Genomic DNA, 17,721 nt, shown 5'->3' on the forward strand with positions numbered 1-17,721 from the left:
CAAAAGCAATTCGCAAAGCGAATGCGTTCGGGAGGGATTTATGCGTCACCAGCTCATCGGGCTGGCGTCGATGGCTGTGCTCTGCACGGCTGGCGCCGTTCATGCCCAATCACCAGACATCAAGCTTCCATCGTCCATCGCCGTCACCGCCTATGACACCGGCACAGCCGGCTTCAACATCGCCGTCGCCGTCGGCAAGATGATGAAGGACAAATACGGGACGGACGTCCGCGTGCTGCCGGCCGGCAACGATGTCGCCCGCATGGCGCCGCTGCGCGCCGGCCGCGCTGCGATGTCGTGGATGGGATCCGGCATCTACTTCGCGCAGGAAGGCGTGTTCGAATTCGGTGTCAAGGAATGGGGACCACAGCCGGCCCAGGTGACGCTTTCGACCATCGACTGCAACGGCGCCTCACTCGGCGTCGCAAAGGACATCAACGTCAAGGAGATCAAGGACCTTCGCGGCAAACGCGTCGGCTTCGTCGTCGGCTCGCCCGCGCTCAATCAGAATTCGCTCGCCATCATGGCTTATGGCGGATTGACCAAGGCCGATGTGAAGCCGATCGAATTCGCGAGCTATGGCGCGATGTGGAAGGGCATCGTCAACAACGATGTCGATGCCGCGTTCGGCACGACGATCACAGGCCCAGCCAAGGAAGCCGAGACATCGCCGCGCGGCCTGATCTGGCCGCCGATGCCGGCGGAAGACAAGGCAGCGTGGCAGCGCGTCAAACGCATCGCGCCGTTCTTCAATCCGCACATCGCTACATGCGGCGCCGGCATCACGCCGCAGACGCCGATTAATCTCAGCACCTATCCCTATCCCGTCGCGACCGTCTACGGCACGCAGAACGAAGAGGCGGTCTACGCCCTGACCAAAGCGATGATCGTCCATTTCGACGCCTACAAGGACAATGCGCCCGGCGCGCTCGGCCTTGCGGTGAAGGCCCAGACGATGAAGTGGGTCGTGCCCTTCCATCCCGGCGCTGTCAGGGCTTTGAAGGAAGCCAATCACTGGACCGCGGAGGATCAGGCCCACAATGACGGGCTGATCAAACGTCAGGGCGTGCTGAAAGCTGCGTGGGAAGGCTATGCGAAGACCAACGCCTCGAAAGGCGAAAGCGACTTTCTCGATGGCTGGATGAAGGCGCGCGCCGATGCGCTGGCCAAGGCCAATATGCCCAACGGCTTCGAGGAATAAACGGAATCGTCGCTCACCGCCCGTTTTCAGCCGCTGGATATCGCTTCATGACTGCATCTTCCCATACTGCGCGGGTGAATTCCGAAGTGCCACCGAAAATGGAGCTCGACGACCCCCATGGCGTCGCCGACCTCCAGGAGTCCGAAGTGACGCGCGTGCGCGCGTTGCATGGCTTCTGGCGCTGGGCGTTGATGGCAGCAACGCTGGCGACCATCCTGCTCTGCATCAACCAACAATTCGCGCTGCGCTTCCTCATGGATTACACGCAGCTCAACACGGAATATTTCTATCTCCTCATCGCGCTGATGCTGCCCTTCACGTTCCTGATGTTTCCTGGAACGTCAAAGGCCGATCTCGATCGCGTGCCCTGGTACGATCTCGTGCTGTTCGCCGCCACTTTCGCGGCGGCGATCTTCCTGATGATGAACATCCGCAAGGCCGCGCAGTTCGGCTGGGAGTTCGACGGCGCACCGACACCGGTGATCGCGGCCGGCCTCGTGATGTGGTTCGTGCTGATGGAGGCGTTGCGCCGCACCGGCGGCTGGAGCCTCCTCCTCAGCGTCGCTCCTTTCACGATCTATCCGATGGTGGCGGATGCGAGCTGGCTCGGCCCGTTCCGCGGCACCCAGTCGACTCTTGAGCAAACCACCGCCTATCACGTGCTGTCTGGCGAGAGCCTGCTCGGCATTCCGATCCAGGCCTTCGCCGATACGGTGATCGGATTCCTCGTCTTCGGCACCGCGCTGATGATGACGGGCGCCGGAAAGTTCTTCATCAATATCGCCTTCGCACTGTGCGGCACGTTTCGCGGCGGCGCTGCCAAGGTCTGTATCTTTGCATCGGGCCTGCTCGGCACCGTTGGCGGCAGCATCGTGTCCAACGTTCTCACCGCCGGCACGATGACGATCCCGGCAATGAAGAAGACCGGCTTCACGCCATCTTATGCTGGCGCGATCGAAGCATGCGCCTCCACCGGCGCCGTGCTGGCGCCGCCTGTGCTGGGCGCCACGGCCTTCGTGATGGCACAGTTCATGAACGTCAGCTATGCCGACGTTGCCCTCGCCGCTACCATTCCGTCAGTGCTGTATTATTTCGGCCTGTTCGCGCAGGTGGACAGCTATGCCGCGCGCCACAAGCTCGAAGGCATCCCGCGCGAGGAACTGCCGCGCTTCCGTGATGCGCTCAAGGATGGCTGGTACTACCTGTTCGTCATCGCGATCCTGGTGGTGATGCTGCTCTATTTCAAACGCGAGAGCCACGCGCCTTTCTACGCCACCGCGCTGCTGGTGATCCTGCATCAATGGTCCGGCCCCGCACCATGGAAGACCGGCAACACGCTGGTGCTGCTGCTGGCGCTCGCTCTCTCCGGCATCATGCTGTGGCTGGATGCACCGAATGCGATCCTGTGGGGCATGTGCATCCTCGCAGCCCTCAACGAATTCTTCCCCGGCAAGAACTGGGGCGGCGCACGCTGGCTGCATTTCCTCGAACTCAACGGCAAGACCTTCGTCGAACTGATCGCCATTCTCGCCGGTTGCGGATTGCTGATCGGCGCCTTCTCGCTCACCGGCGTGATCTCCAGTCTCGCCAACGATCTGCTCAACATTGCCGGCGGCAATGTCTTTCTGCTGCTGGTGATGTGCGCCTTCACCAGCCTGATCCTCGGCCTCGGCCTGACTGCGACCTCCTGTTACATCTTCCTCGCCATTCTGGTGGCACCGGCACTGGAGAAGCTCGGCCTCAACAAGATGGCCGTACACATGTTCATCTTCTATTGGGGCATGCTGTCATCGATCACACCACCCGTCGCCATCGCTTCATTTGCAGCCGCCGGCATTGCCGGTGCACCGGCGATGAAGACGGGTTGGCAGAGCATGTGGGTCGGCAGCATCATTTATTTCATCCCGTTTTTCTTCGTGCTGAATCCATCACTGCTGCTGCAGGGCGCCAACCCCTATCCGGAAGCGCTGGGGCTGACGGCCCTCGCCTGTATCGGCATTGTCTTCATCTGCGGTGGCATTCAGGGCTATCAGGCCTGGGTCGGCGATCTCCGCCGCGCCGGCGTAATGGAATGGCCGCTGCGTGTGCTGCTGATCATCGGCGGCATCACGCTGGCAACGCCGGGCGGCGGCATCAATCCGCTGTCGCAGTGGCAAATCGTGGTGCTGGCGCTGGCGATCCTGGTCCCGACGCTGCTGGTAGCGTTTGCGCTGGTGCGGCGGGGGAATGTGAAGCTGGCGGTGTCCTGAAGCTGTAGAATGGGTTGAGCGCAGCGATACTCATCCACACCGAACGCTGGAGTGATGGGTGTCGCTGCGCTCAACCCATTCTACGATCGTGGGTTCAAAACTCTTCCGGACAGGGATCGATGATCTTCCACAGCTCCATGCCGTTTTTGACCTTCTTCATCTCCGGCGTCAGGCCGCCATTACGGGCGAGCCAGTCCTTCACCGTCGCCGGATAATAGGACATCAGGTCCGAGGTGCCCTCATAGCTGATGACCTTCATGCCGAAGGTGAAGGCCTTGTCGTAATAGGCCTGATGGAAACCGAGGCTGGCGCGGGGCGTCACGCAGACCTTGTTCAGCGGCACGATGCCGAGCACGAGCGTGCAGGCAGAGTTGCAGATGCCGTCGATGATCACGCGCTCCTTGCGGTCGCGGATACGTTCATACTTCGCCTTGTATTCTTCCACATAGCCGCCGTGATCGCGGGTAATGCGCAAATCGGCATGCGCGGGCGCAACGAAAACCACCACCAGCGACGTCAGCAGAAACAGCAACGAAAGGCGCATCGGGCCATGAAACCGCTAAGAAAAAATCCCCCAAAGCCCCCGCCCGTTCGGGCATCGGCCTAGCCGCCCGATTCTGGCCGGACAGTGCTAGCAATCCGTTAAGCATCGGCTTCGAGCGAAAAAAAGGCAGGAACGTGTCCTGCCTTTTCGCCTAACCGTTCAAAAACATCCGGTAAACTGGGTTGTCCGTCTCGTCCTCATAGGGATAGCCCAGCGCGTCCAGCCGCTCGCCCATGCGGCCGCGATCGGCCTGGGGCACCTGCAGGCCGACCAGGATACGGCCGTAATCGGCGCCGTGATTACGATAATGGAACAGCGTGATATTCCAGTCCGGCTCCATCTGATCGAGGAATTTCAGCAAGGCTCCTGGCCGTTCCGGGAATTCGAAGCGGAGGATGACCTCGCCCTTCAATTCCGGCGGCGCGCGCCCGCCAACCATATAGCGGATATGCAGCTTGGCCGTTTCGTCCGCGCTGATATCGAGCACCTTGTAATCGAGCGCGCGCAATTGCTCGATCAGTTTCGCCTTTTCCTGCCGGGCATCATTGAGCTTGATGCCGACGAAAACATTGGCCTCCTTGGCTCCGGCGTAGCGATAGTTGAACTCGGTGATGACCTGACTGCCGATGGTCTGGATGAAGCGGCGATAACTGCCCGGCTGTTCCGGGATGGTCACGCCGAGCAGGATCTCGCGGGCTTCGCCGACCTCGGCGCGCTCGGCCACATGGCGCAGGCGATCGAAGTTCATGTTGGCCCCGCTGCAGATAGCCACCAACGCGCCGGTGCGCGTGGGGTTCGCCGTGGCATAGGCCTTGAGCCCGGCGAGCGCCAGTGCGCCCGCGGGTTCGGCGATCACGCGGGTATCCTCGAATACATCCTTGATCGCCGCACACATCTCGTCGGTGTCGGCCGTGATGACGTCATCGAGCAATTCGCGGCACAGGCGGAACGTCTCGACGCCGACCTGGCGCACAGCGACGCCATCCGCGAACAGCCCGACGCGATCGAGCACCACACGTTCGCCGGCCTCGATCGCAGCTTTCATCGAAGCTGCATCCGCAGGCTCGACACCGATCACCTTGGTCCCCGGCCGCAGGAACTTGATGAACGACGCGATGCCCGCGGCTAGGCCCCCACCTCCGATCGGTACGAACACCGCTTCGATCGGGTCGGGATGCTGTTGCAGGATTTCCATGCCGATCGTGCCCTGCCCGGCGATGACATCGGGATCGTCATAGGGATGCACGAAGGTCAGCTTGTGCTCGGCCTCGAGCTTTCGCGCATGCGCGGCTGCTTCATCGAACGTATCGCCGATCAGGACGGCATTGCCGCCCCAATAGCGCACGGCATCGACCTTGATCGGTGGCGTCGTTACCGGCATCACGATGGTCGCCTTGATGCCGAGCTTCTGCGCCGACAGCGCCACCCCTTGCGCGTGATTGCCGGCTGATGCGCAAATCACGCCACACGAACGTTGCTCGGGTGTCAGTTGCGCGATGCGGTTATAGGCGCCGCGGATTTTGAACGAGAACACCGGCTGCAGATCCTCGCGCTTCAGTAGCACCGGGCTGCCAATACGGGCGCTGAGGCGCACCATCTTGTCCAGCGGCGTCTGCACCGCGACGTCATAGACGCGGCTGTCGAGTATCTTGCGAACGTAGTCGGTCACGGCGAAGTCCTGAACCATGGGCGCCGCGCCACCTGCGCAGCGAAGCTGAGGGGCGAGATGGGCACCGAAATGCGAGGAAAATCAAGCCCGTTCTGTAATAGACAGCTATGACTGGCACAATTGGCAAACATTTACGATGCTCGCCTGCCGCCACTTTGGGCCCTCGCGTCACGGCTGCAACAGCTGCATCGCCGATGGCGATCGCCCATGACGAAACAGGCGATCAAGCCCGTTGCAGCGATCTCGCGGGCTCCGGCATGGACTTGGTTTGGTCCCATGGGCAGGCCATGGCAAAAACCATCCAGAACAATACCCCGATTTCGCCTGAGGCGATGCTGGTGAGCGGCATATGGACGACAAGCGCGCCGAGCGCGAGCGAACCGAGCACGACACCTTCCCGCGTCGGCATCCGCCACGCCGCCGAGATGCTCCACAACGTCAGCCAGAGATAGGCGGCAAGACAGATCATTCCGACCGGGATACCGAATACCACCCAACTGGCGATAATCTGGCCATCGATCGGCATGGCACCGGCCACACCGACGTCGGTGAAGGTAAAGCCCGATCCCCACACGAAACTGTCGGGCGCATTCCACAGCGTGACAAACTCTTCAAGGCGTTCGGCACCGCTGCCGTCTTCAACACCACTGCCGAGCGATTGCAGCCGTGAGGTGATGACGTCGCCGAACGGCGTGAACAGGACGGCGCAGGCGGCTGCGATCGCGATGCTGACGCCGGTCGCCACCGCGCGCACCCGCGTTGCCGCGAACACCATGCAGAACAGCAGGCCGAGCGCCAACCCGAGCCAGCTGGCCCGGTAGAGTGAAAGCAGAAGACCAAGCGCGGCCGGCCCCATGGCCAGCAGCGACTGCCAGCTCGGCCGCAGGAAACCGACCAGGAGCAGACCGGTCGCAGTAAACGTGCCGTAGGTGGCCGGACCGTTCATGGTGCTGAACACGCGCACCATATACGGCAGCGGATAACCGGCCGACGTGATGCTGGCATAGTTCATCCAGAACCGGTCCCAGGCGGGCGGATCAACATATTGCCAGATGCCGTAAAGCCCTGTGATCGGCAGCACCACGAAGAATGCGCCGGCCATCGCATTAACGAGCTCGCCGTCCGACCTGGCGCGCAGTTGCAAGGCGACGGCATAGAGGATCGGCGCGCTCCATTTCAGCACCCCGTTGGCCGCATTCGCCCAATCATTCTGCAGCATCGATACCGCCGCGGCATAGGCGACACAGAACAAGACGATCACCGGAGGGACCAGCCACGGATTTCGCGGTCGCACGGTCAGCGACAGCCAGGCCCAAATGCTCGGCAACGGCATCAGGATGAATATCAGCGGTCCGATCAGCATGATGCTGGCTTGGTCGAAGCCAATCGTGACATCGATGAAACGCCGCACAAACGGGGCGAAGGCGAACAGCACGATGGCCGCCTGAACATGTGCCGCCGCGCTCTGTCGCCAGGCATACCAGCCCGCGATCGCGCATCCGATCACAAACAGCGGCCGCGACAACGATCCCAGTGCCGGCCCGACCGCAATCGTCACGACGAGCAGCAGAACGGCCGGCAGCCATCCGGCAAACAGCAAGCCTAGGAGACGCGATGTGAGTCGGCCCTGATTCATGCTGACAGACTATAACGATCCCCGGAAGCGCTGAAGGCAGCCTTGCCACGGGAGAGCGCACGAAAGGGCTAGCTTTTGTCATCACGATGACTATGGTGCCCGCGCGTGCACTCGTAGCTCAGCTGGATAGAGCATCGGATTTCGATTCCGAGGGTCGGGCGTTCGAATCGCTCCGAGTGCGCCATCGCCACGCGCAAATTCTCGCAACATTTCAAAGTAGTTAGATCGTCGCTCGCGCACTGTCCGCGCGTCCGCGTCAAAGAATCTATCGGGACGAAACAGGATCGTCCGGAACACTTCGGGACCAAAGTCCCGTGGAGATTCCCAAGGTCTGCCGCCCTCCCCGTTCTCTCCGGGAGGTGCGCGTATGATCCGCTTTCCCCATCGCCGCAGCTATGGCGTTACTTCCGTCGCCTACTGCCCGACCTGTTTCGGCGGAAGATTTGCGGTACCGGATTTAACCGGGGTGCGTTCAAGGTCGGCGATCAGACTTTTCATCTCGCCGATCTCACGCACCTGAGCCTCGAGGATGCCATCCGCCAGCTTGCGGACACGCGGGTCCTTGATGTGCGCTCTGTCGCTGGTCATTATCGCGATGGAGTGATGAGGTATCATCGCTTTCATATAGGCGACGTCGCCGACGGTCTGCTGGCTGCGAACAAGCAAGAGCGACACGCCGAAGACGACGATGCTGCCCGCGAGGATGGCGACATTCGCATGACGGTTTTTGTACATGCCTCGCATAAAGAGCAGCATGACGAACGCCATCACGGCGCCCATCAGAAGCGCCATCCACATCCGGGTTTGGCTGAAAAATATGTGATCCATCGCCCACGTGTTGAGATACATGAGCCCGAACATCACGACGGTTGACGCCATGACCCTCGCGAAGAAACGGCTGTAACTCATGACGCAAGCTCCTTCCGCACTGCGGGGGCGCGCCGCTGTATAAAAGCCTCTACGGCGCGGCCATATTGCTTCTCTATTTCGTCTGCCCCGGCCCGCCAACGAGCGTCAGCGAGAACCGTTCGAGAGCGCGTTAGACGATTTGATGATCACATTGTGACCACGAGCGAGCACGACCAGACCATCAGTCAGCCCCGCGTACTCCGGTGACGCATTCTATGCGTTCGAAACGCAACGGCGCATCGTCGCCACATCGGGAACGTGTCACCGCGCAGATGATTGGAGGGCGAGAGGATTTCGCCATGCTCGAAAAGATCATCATTCTCATTGGCATTTTTTCTGCGGGATCCGCGCTAGCCGAGGAGTCTCGACAATCGCCAGCTCCTTTCCCACCCGGCCAATCGGTCACCGGTCCAGCTTCGGAACAATCGGTTTCCGGAAATGCTTCTGCGAATGCCAGTCGGAACAAAGCCGCCAAGCCATCTACAAGCGTCACACCGGAGAAAGCCGATGGGCAAAATGGTGGTGAAAGCGGTTTCTCCAGGGAAGAAACACCTGGCGTGAATAGCTCGGCCACGAACTCGTTCTAGGTGGCCAAGTGATGAAATTCAGAAAGCCTAATGATGAAGGCAATGAGCCTGCGCCGCCGATCCTCATTGCTGTGGCGGCCGTGCCGCCACTGGCTGTCGCGGTTTGGTTTCTAGGCGTTTTTGCCTGAGACCAAAACGCGCAATGACCGAGCTTCCAAATTGCACCTTTGCAGACAATCCGGCCCCCTGCGAATAGCTGCCGCGGCTTCCGAGCATTCAGGTTGCTTATTTATTTACCGGCCGTTTGCATCCTCGATTTAATAGGTTCTCCGCGTTGAGGATGGATGGATGATCCCTGATAAGCGAAATGCGGGCCGAGTGACGTTCGAGCGCGGTTTTTCGGTCTGGCTGATGGCCATCGACGGAACATGGCGGCGCAATTGCCTCATGATGGACGTCTCGGAAACCGGCGCTCGCCTTGTCGTCGAAAGCTCCATCGAGGGGATCAATCTCAAGGAATTCTTCCTGCTGCTCTCCTCAACTGGCCTTGCTTTCCGCCGCTGCGAGCTTGCCTGGGTCAATGGCGAGGAGATTGGCGCCACTTTCCTGCGTCAGGCGGCGAAGAAGAAGCCGGACCGAAAAGCCGAAGCTGAAGTCTAGACCGGCAAATATGCGGCCCGGCGCGATCACCATCGCGTGCAGCCGTCCGCTATGAAAATCATGTGACCATCCGGCAGGGAACCGCCGCACGTCTCAAATCTTGTCTCCCGCATATCAGGTGCGTTTAACCGCCACGATTTTCGGGAGCTCACCATGAAAGATTTTTCCAACGCTGCCTTTCCGCCAGAGACCATTTCGGTCATGAAGAAGGCGTTAGATGGGGCGGTCGCAACTTTGCCGCACCCCGTCAGTTCGACCCATGTGCAGTCGATCGCGGAGAGTATTCTGCGCACGACCCGCGACGGCGAGCGCGATCCCAAGAAACTGCAGACGATGGCGCTTCTCGAATTGCAGCTCAGCGAACGCTGAAATCGGCGTCATAGCTATGAAACGAAACCTGAGCCTTCCGCCGCGGCTGGCTTGCATCGCACAGATGATTGCAGCCTGCCGGATCAGTCGGCCGTACGCAGCCGCCGCATGGTGAATTCGATGTCACCGTTCGGCAATTCCCGCCAGTGTTCAACTTCGCTCATATAGGCTTGTTTTGGAAACCGGTCGAGGAAGGCTCGCGCGGTCCTGCGGGCATCGTCGCGCTTCTGGGTGAAAGTCTCACGCAGATAACCATCGTCCCGCAATCGCCGGCGCCGGCGTTCGGCCATTCCCTCCGCCAGATCGCGTGGCGTTTTCGGCACGGCGCCCCTCCACGGGCAACGACAACCTTCAGATTGGCACGGAACCGGCACCAATCAAGCGCAAAAAGAAAGGGCGTCACGACAAGCGCAGCGCCCTTTCCCTGGTCTCGCTGATCCGAGCGCCGAGGCGCCCGACCCGGTCACAAAGTGAACTTAGCGGGCGGCCTCAGCGAGGTGACAGCGCTTGGAATGAGACACTGGACCACCTCCTTTCGTTGTTGACGACGCAACTAATATAGACCGCTTCCTCCGATTGTGAACCCCTCGTCGGGGTTCCAATGCGTTTGACGCCAGAGCACTGGGTTGCCATAGTACAATCACGCAACCAAGGACGGGTTGGCGACACTGGGAAGCGATGAAAAACGGGCTGTACTCTATCCATGTCGTATTGCTGGATGGACGCTCCGGTAAGGGCAGCGGTGTCGTCACCTTTCGCGACGGCGAATTGCTCGGCGGCGACGCCTATCTGTTCTATGTGGGCAGCTACACCGTCAATCACGAGGCCGGCACCTTCAAGGGCGAAGTCTCGGTGATGCAACACACGCCAAGCCCCGATATGAGCCCGCTGTTCGGGAATCAGAGCCAGCCGGTCGGCATCGGCCTCACCGGCACTTTCACAGATAGTTCAGCGACCATGAACGGCACCGCACTGGTCGGCAAGAACAGCCAGATTTTTCACGCGACACTACGGAAGCTGGCAGAATCCGAAAAGTAACGCCTGTTTTCGAAAAGCGATCATCGCTTTCTGGATTGGATCATGCCCAGCGATATAGTCATTCCGCAGCCATCTCCGGTGGAGCAGTCCGCGGCAGGATGATCTGGATGCGCGTGCCCTGCCCCGGCTCGGAATGCAAATGCAGGCGCCCGCCAAGTCGATTGGTCACGATGCTGTAGACGATGTGCAGGCCAAGCCCGGTGCCGCCCTGATCGCGCCGCGTGGTGAAGAATGGATCGAAAGCGCGACGCCGCACATCCGGCGTCATGCCAACACCATTGTCCGAGAACAGGATTTCGACGTAACCGACGCCGGATTCCCGCACCTTGATCTCGACGGCACCGCCCGTTCCGTCAGGGAAGGCGTGAGCCACCGAATTCAGCAACAGGTTGGTCAACACCTGCCCATATGGACCGGGATAGCTGTTCATCGTCAGGTTCGGTCTGCAGTCGACCGCAAGCGTCAGCTTCTGCTTGCGCAGCCCCGGCTTCAAGCTCATCACCACCTGCTCGGTGAGATCGGCGAGATCGAACACGCGCTGGTCTGAATAGTTGCGATCCGCGGCCACCTGCTTGAATGACTGAATAAGTTCGGCTGCGCGATTGAGATTGGCGACCAGCTGTGACGCAGCATCACGATTGGCATCGACGAATTCGATGAGCGACGAGCGCCTCAGGTCGCCGCGCGCCATTTCCTCGGCGAACTTCGCCACACGCCGCTCCAAGGAGGATGCAACCGTCAGGCCAATCCCGACGGGATTATTGACCTCATGCGCCACGCCGGCCACGAGGCGTCCGAGCGCCGCCAGCTTCTCGGCCTCTATCAGAGAGTTCTGCGTTTCCCGCAGATTGCGCAACGCACCTTCGGCTGCATCCCGCGCCTTGCGCATCTCGTGCTCGCTGCGCTTGCGCTCGCCGATATCCAGCGCGACCGTGACAATGTTCTCGACCTCGCCGTCTGCACGCAGCAAGGGCATCTTGTTGACCAACCATTGTCGCATCACGCCGGATGCGTCGCGATACTCCTCTTCGTAAAAGCCGAGACCTTCCTTGGTGGCGAGCACACGCTTGTCGGGGCTATCGGTTTTCGAGGCGCCGTAGCGCGTCATCAATTCGCCGGTCGTCTGGCCGATCGCCTCGCCGGGCTCGATGCCGAAAATACCGGCCATATAGCGATTCATCAGGACATAGCGCAGATCGGTATCCTTGACATTGATCACCGCAGGCACCGTATCGATCACCTGCTGCAGGAGGCGCCGCCCTTCGCGCACGGCCGCTTCGGCGCGCTTCTGATTGGTGATGTCACGGACTGCACCCTCATAGCGCACGACTACGCCATTCTCATCGCGGACCGCGGTGGCGCTGTCCGACAACCACAGCACCGTCTGTTCGCGCTGATAAACCTGATACTCGAACTCGCGCACCATGCCGTCGCGCTCCATGCGGTGCTGATATTCGAGGCGGGCATTGGGGTCGACATAGATGTTCTTGGAGATGTCGAGCGTCGCTTGAATCAAATGCTCGGGCGTGTCGAATCCCATCATCCGTGCCAGCGCCGGATTCGCATTGAGCAGCGCGCCGGCGGGCGTCGTCACGTAGATTCCATCGATCGAGCCCTCGAACAGCTTGCGATAACTTTCCTCCGCGAGACGCTGTTCGGCAAGCGCGCGCACTGCCGCCTCGCGGGCGGCATCAGCCTCCACCAGTGTCTTGCGGAACACTTCCGCCGCGCGTGCGATATCACCTATTTCGTTGTTCAATGTCGTGGCCGGGATCGCGGTCTGCGGCTGCCCGCCGGCCAGCGCATGAATGGCGCGCGCAATGGCCTTCAGCGGACGAACAATCCGCCGCACCACGAACAGCGCCGCCATCAAGCCGATCAAGACACCGGCGGAGCCAAGCGTGATGCTCTGCCAGCGCGCCCCGGTGAGTGTCGCGGCGAATACGTCGGAGAGCTGACGCCCGCGGCGCGTCGTCAGTTCGCGAAGCAAGCCGGTGACGCGGCCGATCTGCTGCCCTTCGGCGCCAAGCACTTCGCGGTCGAGATCGGCGACCTGCCGCTCAGTCGTCGAAACTGCAATGATCGCATCCGCATAGGTATCGGCTGCTAGTCGAAGGGCCGGCGGGTCGATCGGTATGGCCCGCATATCCCGCGCCGCCTGCTCCGCACGCATGGCGTCGTGCGCCAGCAGCGCCGCGGTGACCTCGTTCTGCGCCTGAAACATACGCTTGGCGATCGCCATGCTGGCCATTTCGGAGACGGCGCTCTCGACGTTCTGCTGCAGACGCGGCAGCGTGGCGAGCAACGCGCTCCGGTGCGCGATCAAAGCCGCGATCCGAGCGATACCTTCCCGGAACGCTGTCAATCGCGCATCGACACCGTCGATCATCTCGCGCTGCTCGAGCGCCAGCTCGATGCGATTTTCCTTCAGCAGATCGCCAAGCGCTGCTGCGGCCTCTGATACCTTCTCGGGCTGCGCGTCGGGATCGGCGACATAGTCGCGTGCTGCGAGCCGCAAGCTGCCCAGGCGGCGATCGATGTTCTCGGCAAGATCGCCTACGGCTTGCAAGCGCTGCAGCTCGACAAACGTCATGTCGATGTGCCGAACGGCCACCACATTGGCGATACCCATCACCAGGATCACCGCCAATACACAGAGAAATCCGCTGAATGTCAGTTGACCGATCGAGAGCGAAGACGATCGGGCCTTTTCGAGAAATGCCGTGATGGCGGAAGGCATGATGCGGGGACCGGTCTGCTGACAGCACCAATATATCCCGACTTCACCTATGGGGAAACTTGTCGGGCGGCCCGCATACCGCGAACCGCCCGACATGGTTTCTATCGTCGCGTCATCACTTCGGCCGGATTGCGTCCGCCGTGCCCTGGATAAACGCCTGGATCTTGGTGACGTCCGCTTCCGTCAGCTTGCCGGTAAAATCCGGCATGCCCTTGTCCTTGAACGGGCCGTTGAAGACGATGTCCTTCAGGTTGCCGATGGTCTCGGTCGCCGAGTAGCCGAGATTAGGCACATTGCCGCCCTTGTCCACGCCAGGCACGCCATGACAGGCTGCGCAGGCGCTGACATAGATGGCCGTGCCGTCAGGTACGTCCTTGGGATCGTATGCAACGCCCTTGAGCAGGTTGCCGATCTGATACTTGGTAAACTCCGGCAACGGCGCCTTGCCACCGATGGCGAAGGTATAGACCGTGCCCGGCCCTTCCCTGTCCGTCGCGCGCTGGGTGATGCCGAACACACCACCCCAGCCGACGGCGATGGAGACGTACTGCTTGCCATCCACCTCATAGGTCGATGGCGCCGCGACCGCGCCGGTGCCGACCGGTGTCTCCCACAGTTTCTCGCCGGTCTTGGCATTGTAGGCCACGAAACGGCCATCGGCCGTGCCCTGGAAGACGAGATTGCCCGCCGTGGTGAGCGTGCCGCCGTTCCACGGCGCGACGTATTCGGCACGCCAGGCCTCCTTCTGCTGCACCGGATCCCAGGCGATGAGGCGCCCGAACGGAAGGTTCTTCGGCGGCTCCGCGTTGAGTGTGAAGCCGATATTCCATCCGGTCGTCGCCGCATATTTGAACGGTCCCGGTTCGTTTTGCGCGAACTTCTTCTCGCCGGTGAGATTGAGCGGCACGCCTTGTGCCGGCAGGTAGACAAGGCCGGTTTGCGGATTGAACGACATCGGATGCCAGTTGTGGGCACCGAACGGTCCAGGGATGCTGTCGAACGACTTGTCCGGCGAACGCGCTTCCGGCACCTCGATCGGCCTGCCGCTGGCGTCGTAGCCCGTCGCCCAGTTCACATCGACGAAATTCTTCGCCGAGATGAACCTGCCGTTGGTGCGATCGATGACGAAGAAGAACCCGTTTTTCGGGGCATGCAGCACCACCTTGCGCGGCTGACCGTCGATGGTGATGTCGGCAAGGATCATCGGCTGGGTCGATGTGTAGTCCCAGTTATCGCCGGGCGTCTCCTGGTAGTGCCAGAGATATTTGCCGGTGTCGGCATTCAGTGCGACGATCGAGCCAAGATAGAGATTATCGCCTCCCGCAGGGCTGCGAATGTTCCGATTCCATGGCGAGCCGTTGCCGGTGCCGATATAGACCATGTTCAGATCGGGATCGAAGGTGATGCTGTCCCAGGCCGAACCGCCGCCGCCATTGATCCAGTATTTGCCCGCGGGGTCCCACGTCTTCGCCGCCGCGGCCATCGACTCGTCCTCGAACGGCTTCGAGGGATCGCCGGGCACCGTGAACCAGCGCCACTTCTGATCGCCGTTATCGGCGTCATAGGCCGTCACATAGCCGCGGACGCCATATTCCGCGCCGCCATTGCCGATCACCACCTTACCGTTGAAAACGCGCGGTGCGCCGGTGATGGTGTAAGACATCTTGTGGTCGATGACCGTGTCCTTCTCCCAGACCTTCTGTCCGCTCGCGGCATCGATGGCGATCAACCGGCCGTCATAGGCGCCGACGAACACCTTGCCCTTGTAGAGCGCGACGCCGCGGTTCACCACATCGCAGCAGCCGCGATAACTTTTTTCGCGATCGACCTGCGGATCGAATGTCCACAGCCGCTTGCCCGTCCGCGTATCGACGGCATGGACGACGCTCCATGGCGCCGAGACATACATGATGCCATCCACCACCAGCGGGGTTGCCTCGACACCGCGAGTGGATTCGAGGCTGTAGGTCCACATCAAACCAATGTCCTTGACGTTGGACGCATTGATCTGATCGAGCTTGCTGAAGCGGGTCTCGGCGTAATCGAGGCCATAGGTCGGCCAGTCCTTCGACGTCGCCGCATTCGCCTTGATCGAAGCGCTGTCGATGGCGCCGACGGCCGCTTTGATATGCTCGGGCGTGCCTTTGGTTTGGGCGATGGCTGCACTGCCTAACAGCGCAGCCCCCAAAGCCAGAGCCAGCGATACGCCATGCCGCCGCATGGACGGATGTGTTCGAAGTGGCAGCTGAGTTGAAATGAGGGTGTCGCTATCGTTCGGACGCGTTGAATTATCCCGGCGCGCAGGTTCTCTCATGCGTTTCACTCCCAATGGCCTCTCACGGGCCTTGCGTGATGTTACGCGCTGAGCGTGTATCGTCAACAGACGAGAACGCCTCTCATCGCAGCAATCACGGTTGTGCATCGCACAGCGTAGCATCACATCGCTTGCCCATGATTTCGCCGTGTTTATGATTATCGGCGACACCACAGAGATGCGTGCAGCATCCGCACTGCGAGAGGGAATGCTATGAATATTACCCAGGGCCTGCGCCGCGTGCTGGCGACCGATCCGGGCGTCATCGCCACCATCGACGGCGAACGTCGCCGCACATGGCGTGAGGTCGGCGACCGCGTGGCACGGCTTGCGGGCGGCCTGCACAAGCTCGGCCTCCAGCACAATGACCGCATCGCTGTGCTGATGCAGAATTCCGACCGTTATTTCGAACTCTATCTCGGCATCGCCTGGGTCGGCGCGGTGATCGTGCCGACCAATACACGCTGGAGCCAGGCGGAAATTCTCGATTCCCTGCTCGATTGCCGCGCTTCGGCGATCATCGTCGACAGCGCCTTCGCAACGATGGGACAGGAGCTGGCCAGAGACGCCAAACTGACCCTGATCTATGCCGATGACGATGCTGGCCCGGTCGACGCCCACAACTACGACAAGCTCGTCGAAGCCAGCGCACCCGTACCCGATGCGATGCGCGGCCGCGAGGAACTGGCAGGTATTTTCTACACCGGCGGCACGATCGGACGCTCCAAGGGTGTCATGCTCAGCCATGGCAATATCATGAGCAATTCGCTGCATATGATGAGTGAAGGCCTGATCCCGATTGGATCGACCTACCTCAATGCCGCGCCGATGTTTCATGTGGCCAATGGCGGTGCCATGTTCACATCGCTCGCCAATGGCGGCACCAATGTGATTGTGCGCACCTTCAATCCCGAACTGGTGATGCAGGCCATCGCCCGTGAAAAAGTGACCGCGACACTGATCGTCCCAACCATGATCCAGATGCTGGTCGATCACCCGTCCTTCGCAAATTACGACCTGTCCTCGCTGAAGCAACTGATGTATGGCGCCTCCCCGATCAACGAGGCTCTGCTCAAGCGCGCGATGAAGGGCCTGCCCAATGCGGAATTTCACCAGCTTTACGGCATGACCGAACTCTCGCCGCTGGCGACGCATCTGCCGTGGGAGCAGCATTACAGCTCGGCCGCGGCATCGAAAAACCGCCTCCGCGCCTGTGGCCGCGCCGCGATCGGCTGCGAGGTCCGGATTGTCGATAACGACCGCCAACCCGTTCCGCATGGCACTGTCGGCGAAGTCGCCGTACGCGGCCAGAACGTGATGATGGGTTATTGGGAGCGACCGGAAGAGACCGCCAAGGCCGTCATCGACGGCTGGATGCATACCGGCGACGGCGGTTACATGGACGAGGAAGGTTTTGTCTATCTCGTCGACCGGATGAAGGACATGATCATCTCCGGCGGCGAGAATGTCTATTCCATCGAAGTCGAGAACACGATCACCCAGCATCCGGCCGTGGCGCAATGCGCTGTGATCGGCATTCCCGATCCGCATTGGGGCGAGACCGTGCACGCCTTCGTCATTCCGAAGCCGGATACGCAGGTGAATGCCGCGGAGATCGTCGCTTTCTGCCGCGAGCGGATTGCCGGCTATAAATGTCCGCGGACGGTCGATGTGCGCAGCGAGCCGTTTCCGCTGTCAGGTGCCGGCAAGGTGCTGAAGCGCGAGCTGCGGCGGCCGTATTGGGAAAATGCAGTGCAGGCGAAGGCTGGTTGACTAACCAGCCGCCACCAACGCCTACCTCATTCTGAGGTGCGCGCACTCGCGCGCCTCGAAGGATGGCCGCACTTTCCGTCACACCATCCTTC

14 protein-coding genes and 1 tRNA gene are annotated in these 17,721 nt (G+C 61.0%); 8 read left to right on the forward strand and 7 right to left on the reverse strand.

Annotated elements, in window-relative coordinates; translation table 11 throughout:
- The first annotated feature begins 40 nt into the window (after positions 1-40).
- Positions 41-1,201: a TAXI family TRAP transporter solute-binding subunit gene (locus E0H22_RS16215; RefSeq protein WP_233022040.1), complete on the forward strand. Its 1,161-nt coding sequence runs from the start codon at positions 41-43 to the stop codon at positions 1,199-1,201.
- A 47-nt stretch (positions 1,202-1,248) separates the two neighbouring features.
- The gene (locus E0H22_RS16220) at positions 1,249-3,450 is read left to right on the forward strand and encodes a TRAP transporter permease (RefSeq protein WP_233022041.1); all 2,202 of its coding nucleotides are present in this window, start codon (positions 1,249-1,251) and stop codon (positions 3,448-3,450) included.
- Positions 3,451-3,544: 94 nt separating this feature from the next.
- On the opposite strand, the gene E0H22_RS16225 is transcribed toward E0H22_RS16220, so the two are convergent.
- The 3 genes from E0H22_RS16225 to E0H22_RS16235 all read right to left on the reverse strand — a co-directional run bounded on the left by E0H22_RS16225 (position 3,545) and on the right by E0H22_RS16235 (position 7,299).
- Entirely contained in the window at positions 3,545-3,994 is a 450-nt protein-coding gene (locus tag E0H22_RS16225; RefSeq protein WP_233022042.1) for a hypothetical protein, read from the reverse strand.
- 151 nt (positions 3,995-4,145) lie between these two features.
- Positions 4,146-5,663: a threonine ammonia-lyase, biosynthetic gene (ilvA, locus tag E0H22_RS16230; RefSeq protein ID WP_233022043.1), complete on the reverse strand. Its 1,518-nt coding sequence runs from the start codon at positions 5,661-5,663 to the stop codon at positions 4,146-4,148.
- Positions 5,664-5,886: 223 nt separating this feature from the next.
- Complete coding sequence (locus E0H22_RS16235; RefSeq protein ID WP_233022044.1) at positions 5,887-7,299, reverse strand: O-antigen ligase domain-containing protein; 1,413 nt, start codon at positions 7,297-7,299, stop codon at positions 5,887-5,889.
- Between the two features lie 107 nt (positions 7,300-7,406).
- Here E0H22_RS16235 and E0H22_RS16240 point away from each other — a divergent pair.
- Positions 7,407-7,483, forward strand: a tRNA-Arg gene (locus E0H22_RS16240).
- A 230-nt stretch (positions 7,484-7,713) separates the two neighbouring features.
- Here the strand turns inward: E0H22_RS16240 and E0H22_RS16245 are convergent.
- A complete protein-coding gene (locus tag E0H22_RS16245) occupies positions 7,714-8,208 on the reverse strand; it encodes a DUF305 domain-containing protein (RefSeq protein WP_233022045.1) in 495 nt (164 codons plus the stop codon).
- Between the two features lie 299 nt (positions 8,209-8,507).
- Between E0H22_RS16245 and E0H22_RS16250 the strand changes: the two genes are divergently transcribed.
- The 3 genes from E0H22_RS16250 to E0H22_RS16260 all read left to right on the forward strand — a co-directional run bounded on the left by E0H22_RS16250 (position 8,508) and on the right by E0H22_RS16260 (position 9,764).
- Positions 8,508-8,795: a hypothetical protein gene (locus E0H22_RS16250; protein ID WP_233022046.1), complete on the forward strand. Its 288-nt coding sequence runs from the start codon at positions 8,508-8,510 to the stop codon at positions 8,793-8,795.
- 288 nt (positions 8,796-9,083) lie between these two features.
- A complete protein-coding gene (locus E0H22_RS16255; protein ID WP_233022047.1) occupies positions 9,084-9,395 on the forward strand; it encodes a PilZ domain-containing protein in 312 nt (103 codons plus the stop codon).
- Positions 9,396-9,548: 153 nt separating this feature from the next.
- Complete coding sequence (locus E0H22_RS16260; protein ID WP_233022048.1) at positions 9,549-9,764, forward strand: hypothetical protein; 216 nt, start codon at positions 9,549-9,551, stop codon at positions 9,762-9,764.
- A gap of 83 nt (positions 9,765-9,847) precedes the next feature.
- On the opposite strand, the gene E0H22_RS16265 is transcribed toward E0H22_RS16260, so the two are convergent.
- A complete protein-coding gene (locus E0H22_RS16265; protein WP_430715281.1) occupies positions 9,848-10,054 on the reverse strand; it encodes a hypothetical protein in 207 nt (68 codons plus the stop codon).
- 388 nt (positions 10,055-10,442) lie between these two features.
- On the opposite strand from E0H22_RS16265, the gene E0H22_RS16270 reads away from it, so the two are divergent.
- The gene (locus E0H22_RS16270) at positions 10,443-10,802 is read left to right on the forward strand and encodes a GrlR family regulatory protein (RefSeq protein ID WP_233022050.1); all 360 of its coding nucleotides are present in this window, start codon (positions 10,443-10,445) and stop codon (positions 10,800-10,802) included.
- 58 nt (positions 10,803-10,860) lie between these two features.
- Here E0H22_RS16270 and E0H22_RS16275 read toward each other — a convergent pair whose 3' ends face one another.
- Both E0H22_RS16275 and E0H22_RS16280 read right to left on the reverse strand, forming a co-directional pair.
- The gene (locus E0H22_RS16275) at positions 10,861-13,542 is read right to left on the reverse strand and encodes a PAS domain S-box protein (protein WP_233022051.1); all 2,682 of its coding nucleotides are present in this window, start codon (positions 13,540-13,542) and stop codon (positions 10,861-10,863) included.
- A gap of 115 nt (positions 13,543-13,657) precedes the next feature.
- Entirely contained in the window at positions 13,658-15,763 is a 2,106-nt protein-coding gene (locus tag E0H22_RS16280; protein WP_233022052.1) for a PQQ-dependent dehydrogenase, methanol/ethanol family, read from the reverse strand.
- A gap of 306 nt (positions 15,764-16,069) precedes the next feature.
- On the opposite strand from E0H22_RS16280, the gene E0H22_RS16285 reads away from it, so the two are divergent.
- Positions 16,070-17,629 carry a class I adenylate-forming enzyme family protein gene (locus E0H22_RS16285; RefSeq protein ID WP_233022053.1) on the forward strand — a complete coding sequence of 520 codons (1,560 nt, stop codon included), beginning with the start codon at positions 16,070-16,072 and terminating at the stop codon, positions 17,627-17,629.
- Positions 17,630-17,721 lie beyond the last annotated feature (92 nt).

It is taken from the genome of Rhodopseudomonas boonkerdii (genome assembly GCF_021184025.1).
Classification (GTDB): domain Bacteria; phylum Pseudomonadota; class Alphaproteobacteria; order Rhizobiales; family Xanthobacteraceae; genus Tardiphaga; species Tardiphaga boonkerdii.

Bases quoted from the DNA above. Each gene is read 5' to 3' on its own strand.
- E0H22_RS16215 (WP_233022040.1), top strand. From the start codon at position 41: ATGCGTCACCAGCTCATCGGGCTGGCGTCGATGGCTGTGCTCTGCACG.
- E0H22_RS16220 (WP_233022041.1), top strand. From the start codon at position 1,249: ATGACTGCATCTTCCCATACTGCGCGGGTGAATTCCGAAGTGCCACCG.
- E0H22_RS16225 (WP_233022042.1), bottom strand. From the start codon at position 3,994: ATGCGCCTTTCGTTGCTGTTTCTGCTGACGTCGCTGGTGGTGGTTTTC.
- E0H22_RS16235 (WP_233022044.1), bottom strand. From the start codon at position 7,299: ATGAATCAGGGCCGACTCACATCGCGTCTCCTAGGCTTGCTGTTTGCC.
- E0H22_RS16245 (WP_233022045.1), bottom strand. From the start codon at position 8,208: ATGAGTTACAGCCGTTTCTTCGCGAGGGTCATGGCGTCAACCGTCGTG.
- E0H22_RS16250 (WP_233022046.1), top strand. From the start codon at position 8,508: ATGCTCGAAAAGATCATCATTCTCATTGGCATTTTTTCTGCGGGATCC.
- E0H22_RS16255 (WP_233022047.1), top strand. From the start codon at position 9,084: ATGATCCCTGATAAGCGAAATGCGGGCCGAGTGACGTTCGAGCGCGGT.
- E0H22_RS16260 (WP_233022048.1), top strand. From the start codon at position 9,549: ATGAAAGATTTTTCCAACGCTGCCTTTCCGCCAGAGACCATTTCGGTC.
- E0H22_RS16265 (WP_430715281.1), bottom strand. From the start codon at position 10,054: ATGGCCGAACGCCGGCGCCGGCGATTGCGGGACGATGGTTATCTGCGT.
- E0H22_RS16270 (WP_233022050.1), top strand. From the start codon at position 10,443: ATGAAAAACGGGCTGTACTCTATCCATGTCGTATTGCTGGATGGACGC.
- E0H22_RS16275 (WP_233022051.1), bottom strand. From the start codon at position 13,542: ATGCCTTCCGCCATCACGGCATTTCTCGAAAAGGCCCGATCGTCTTCG.
- E0H22_RS16280 (WP_233022052.1), bottom strand. From the start codon at position 15,763: ATGCGGCGGCATGGCGTATCGCTGGCTCTGGCTTTGGGGGCTGCGCTG.
- E0H22_RS16285 (WP_233022053.1), top strand. From the start codon at position 16,070: ATGAATATTACCCAGGGCCTGCGCCGCGTGCTGGCGACCGATCCGGGC.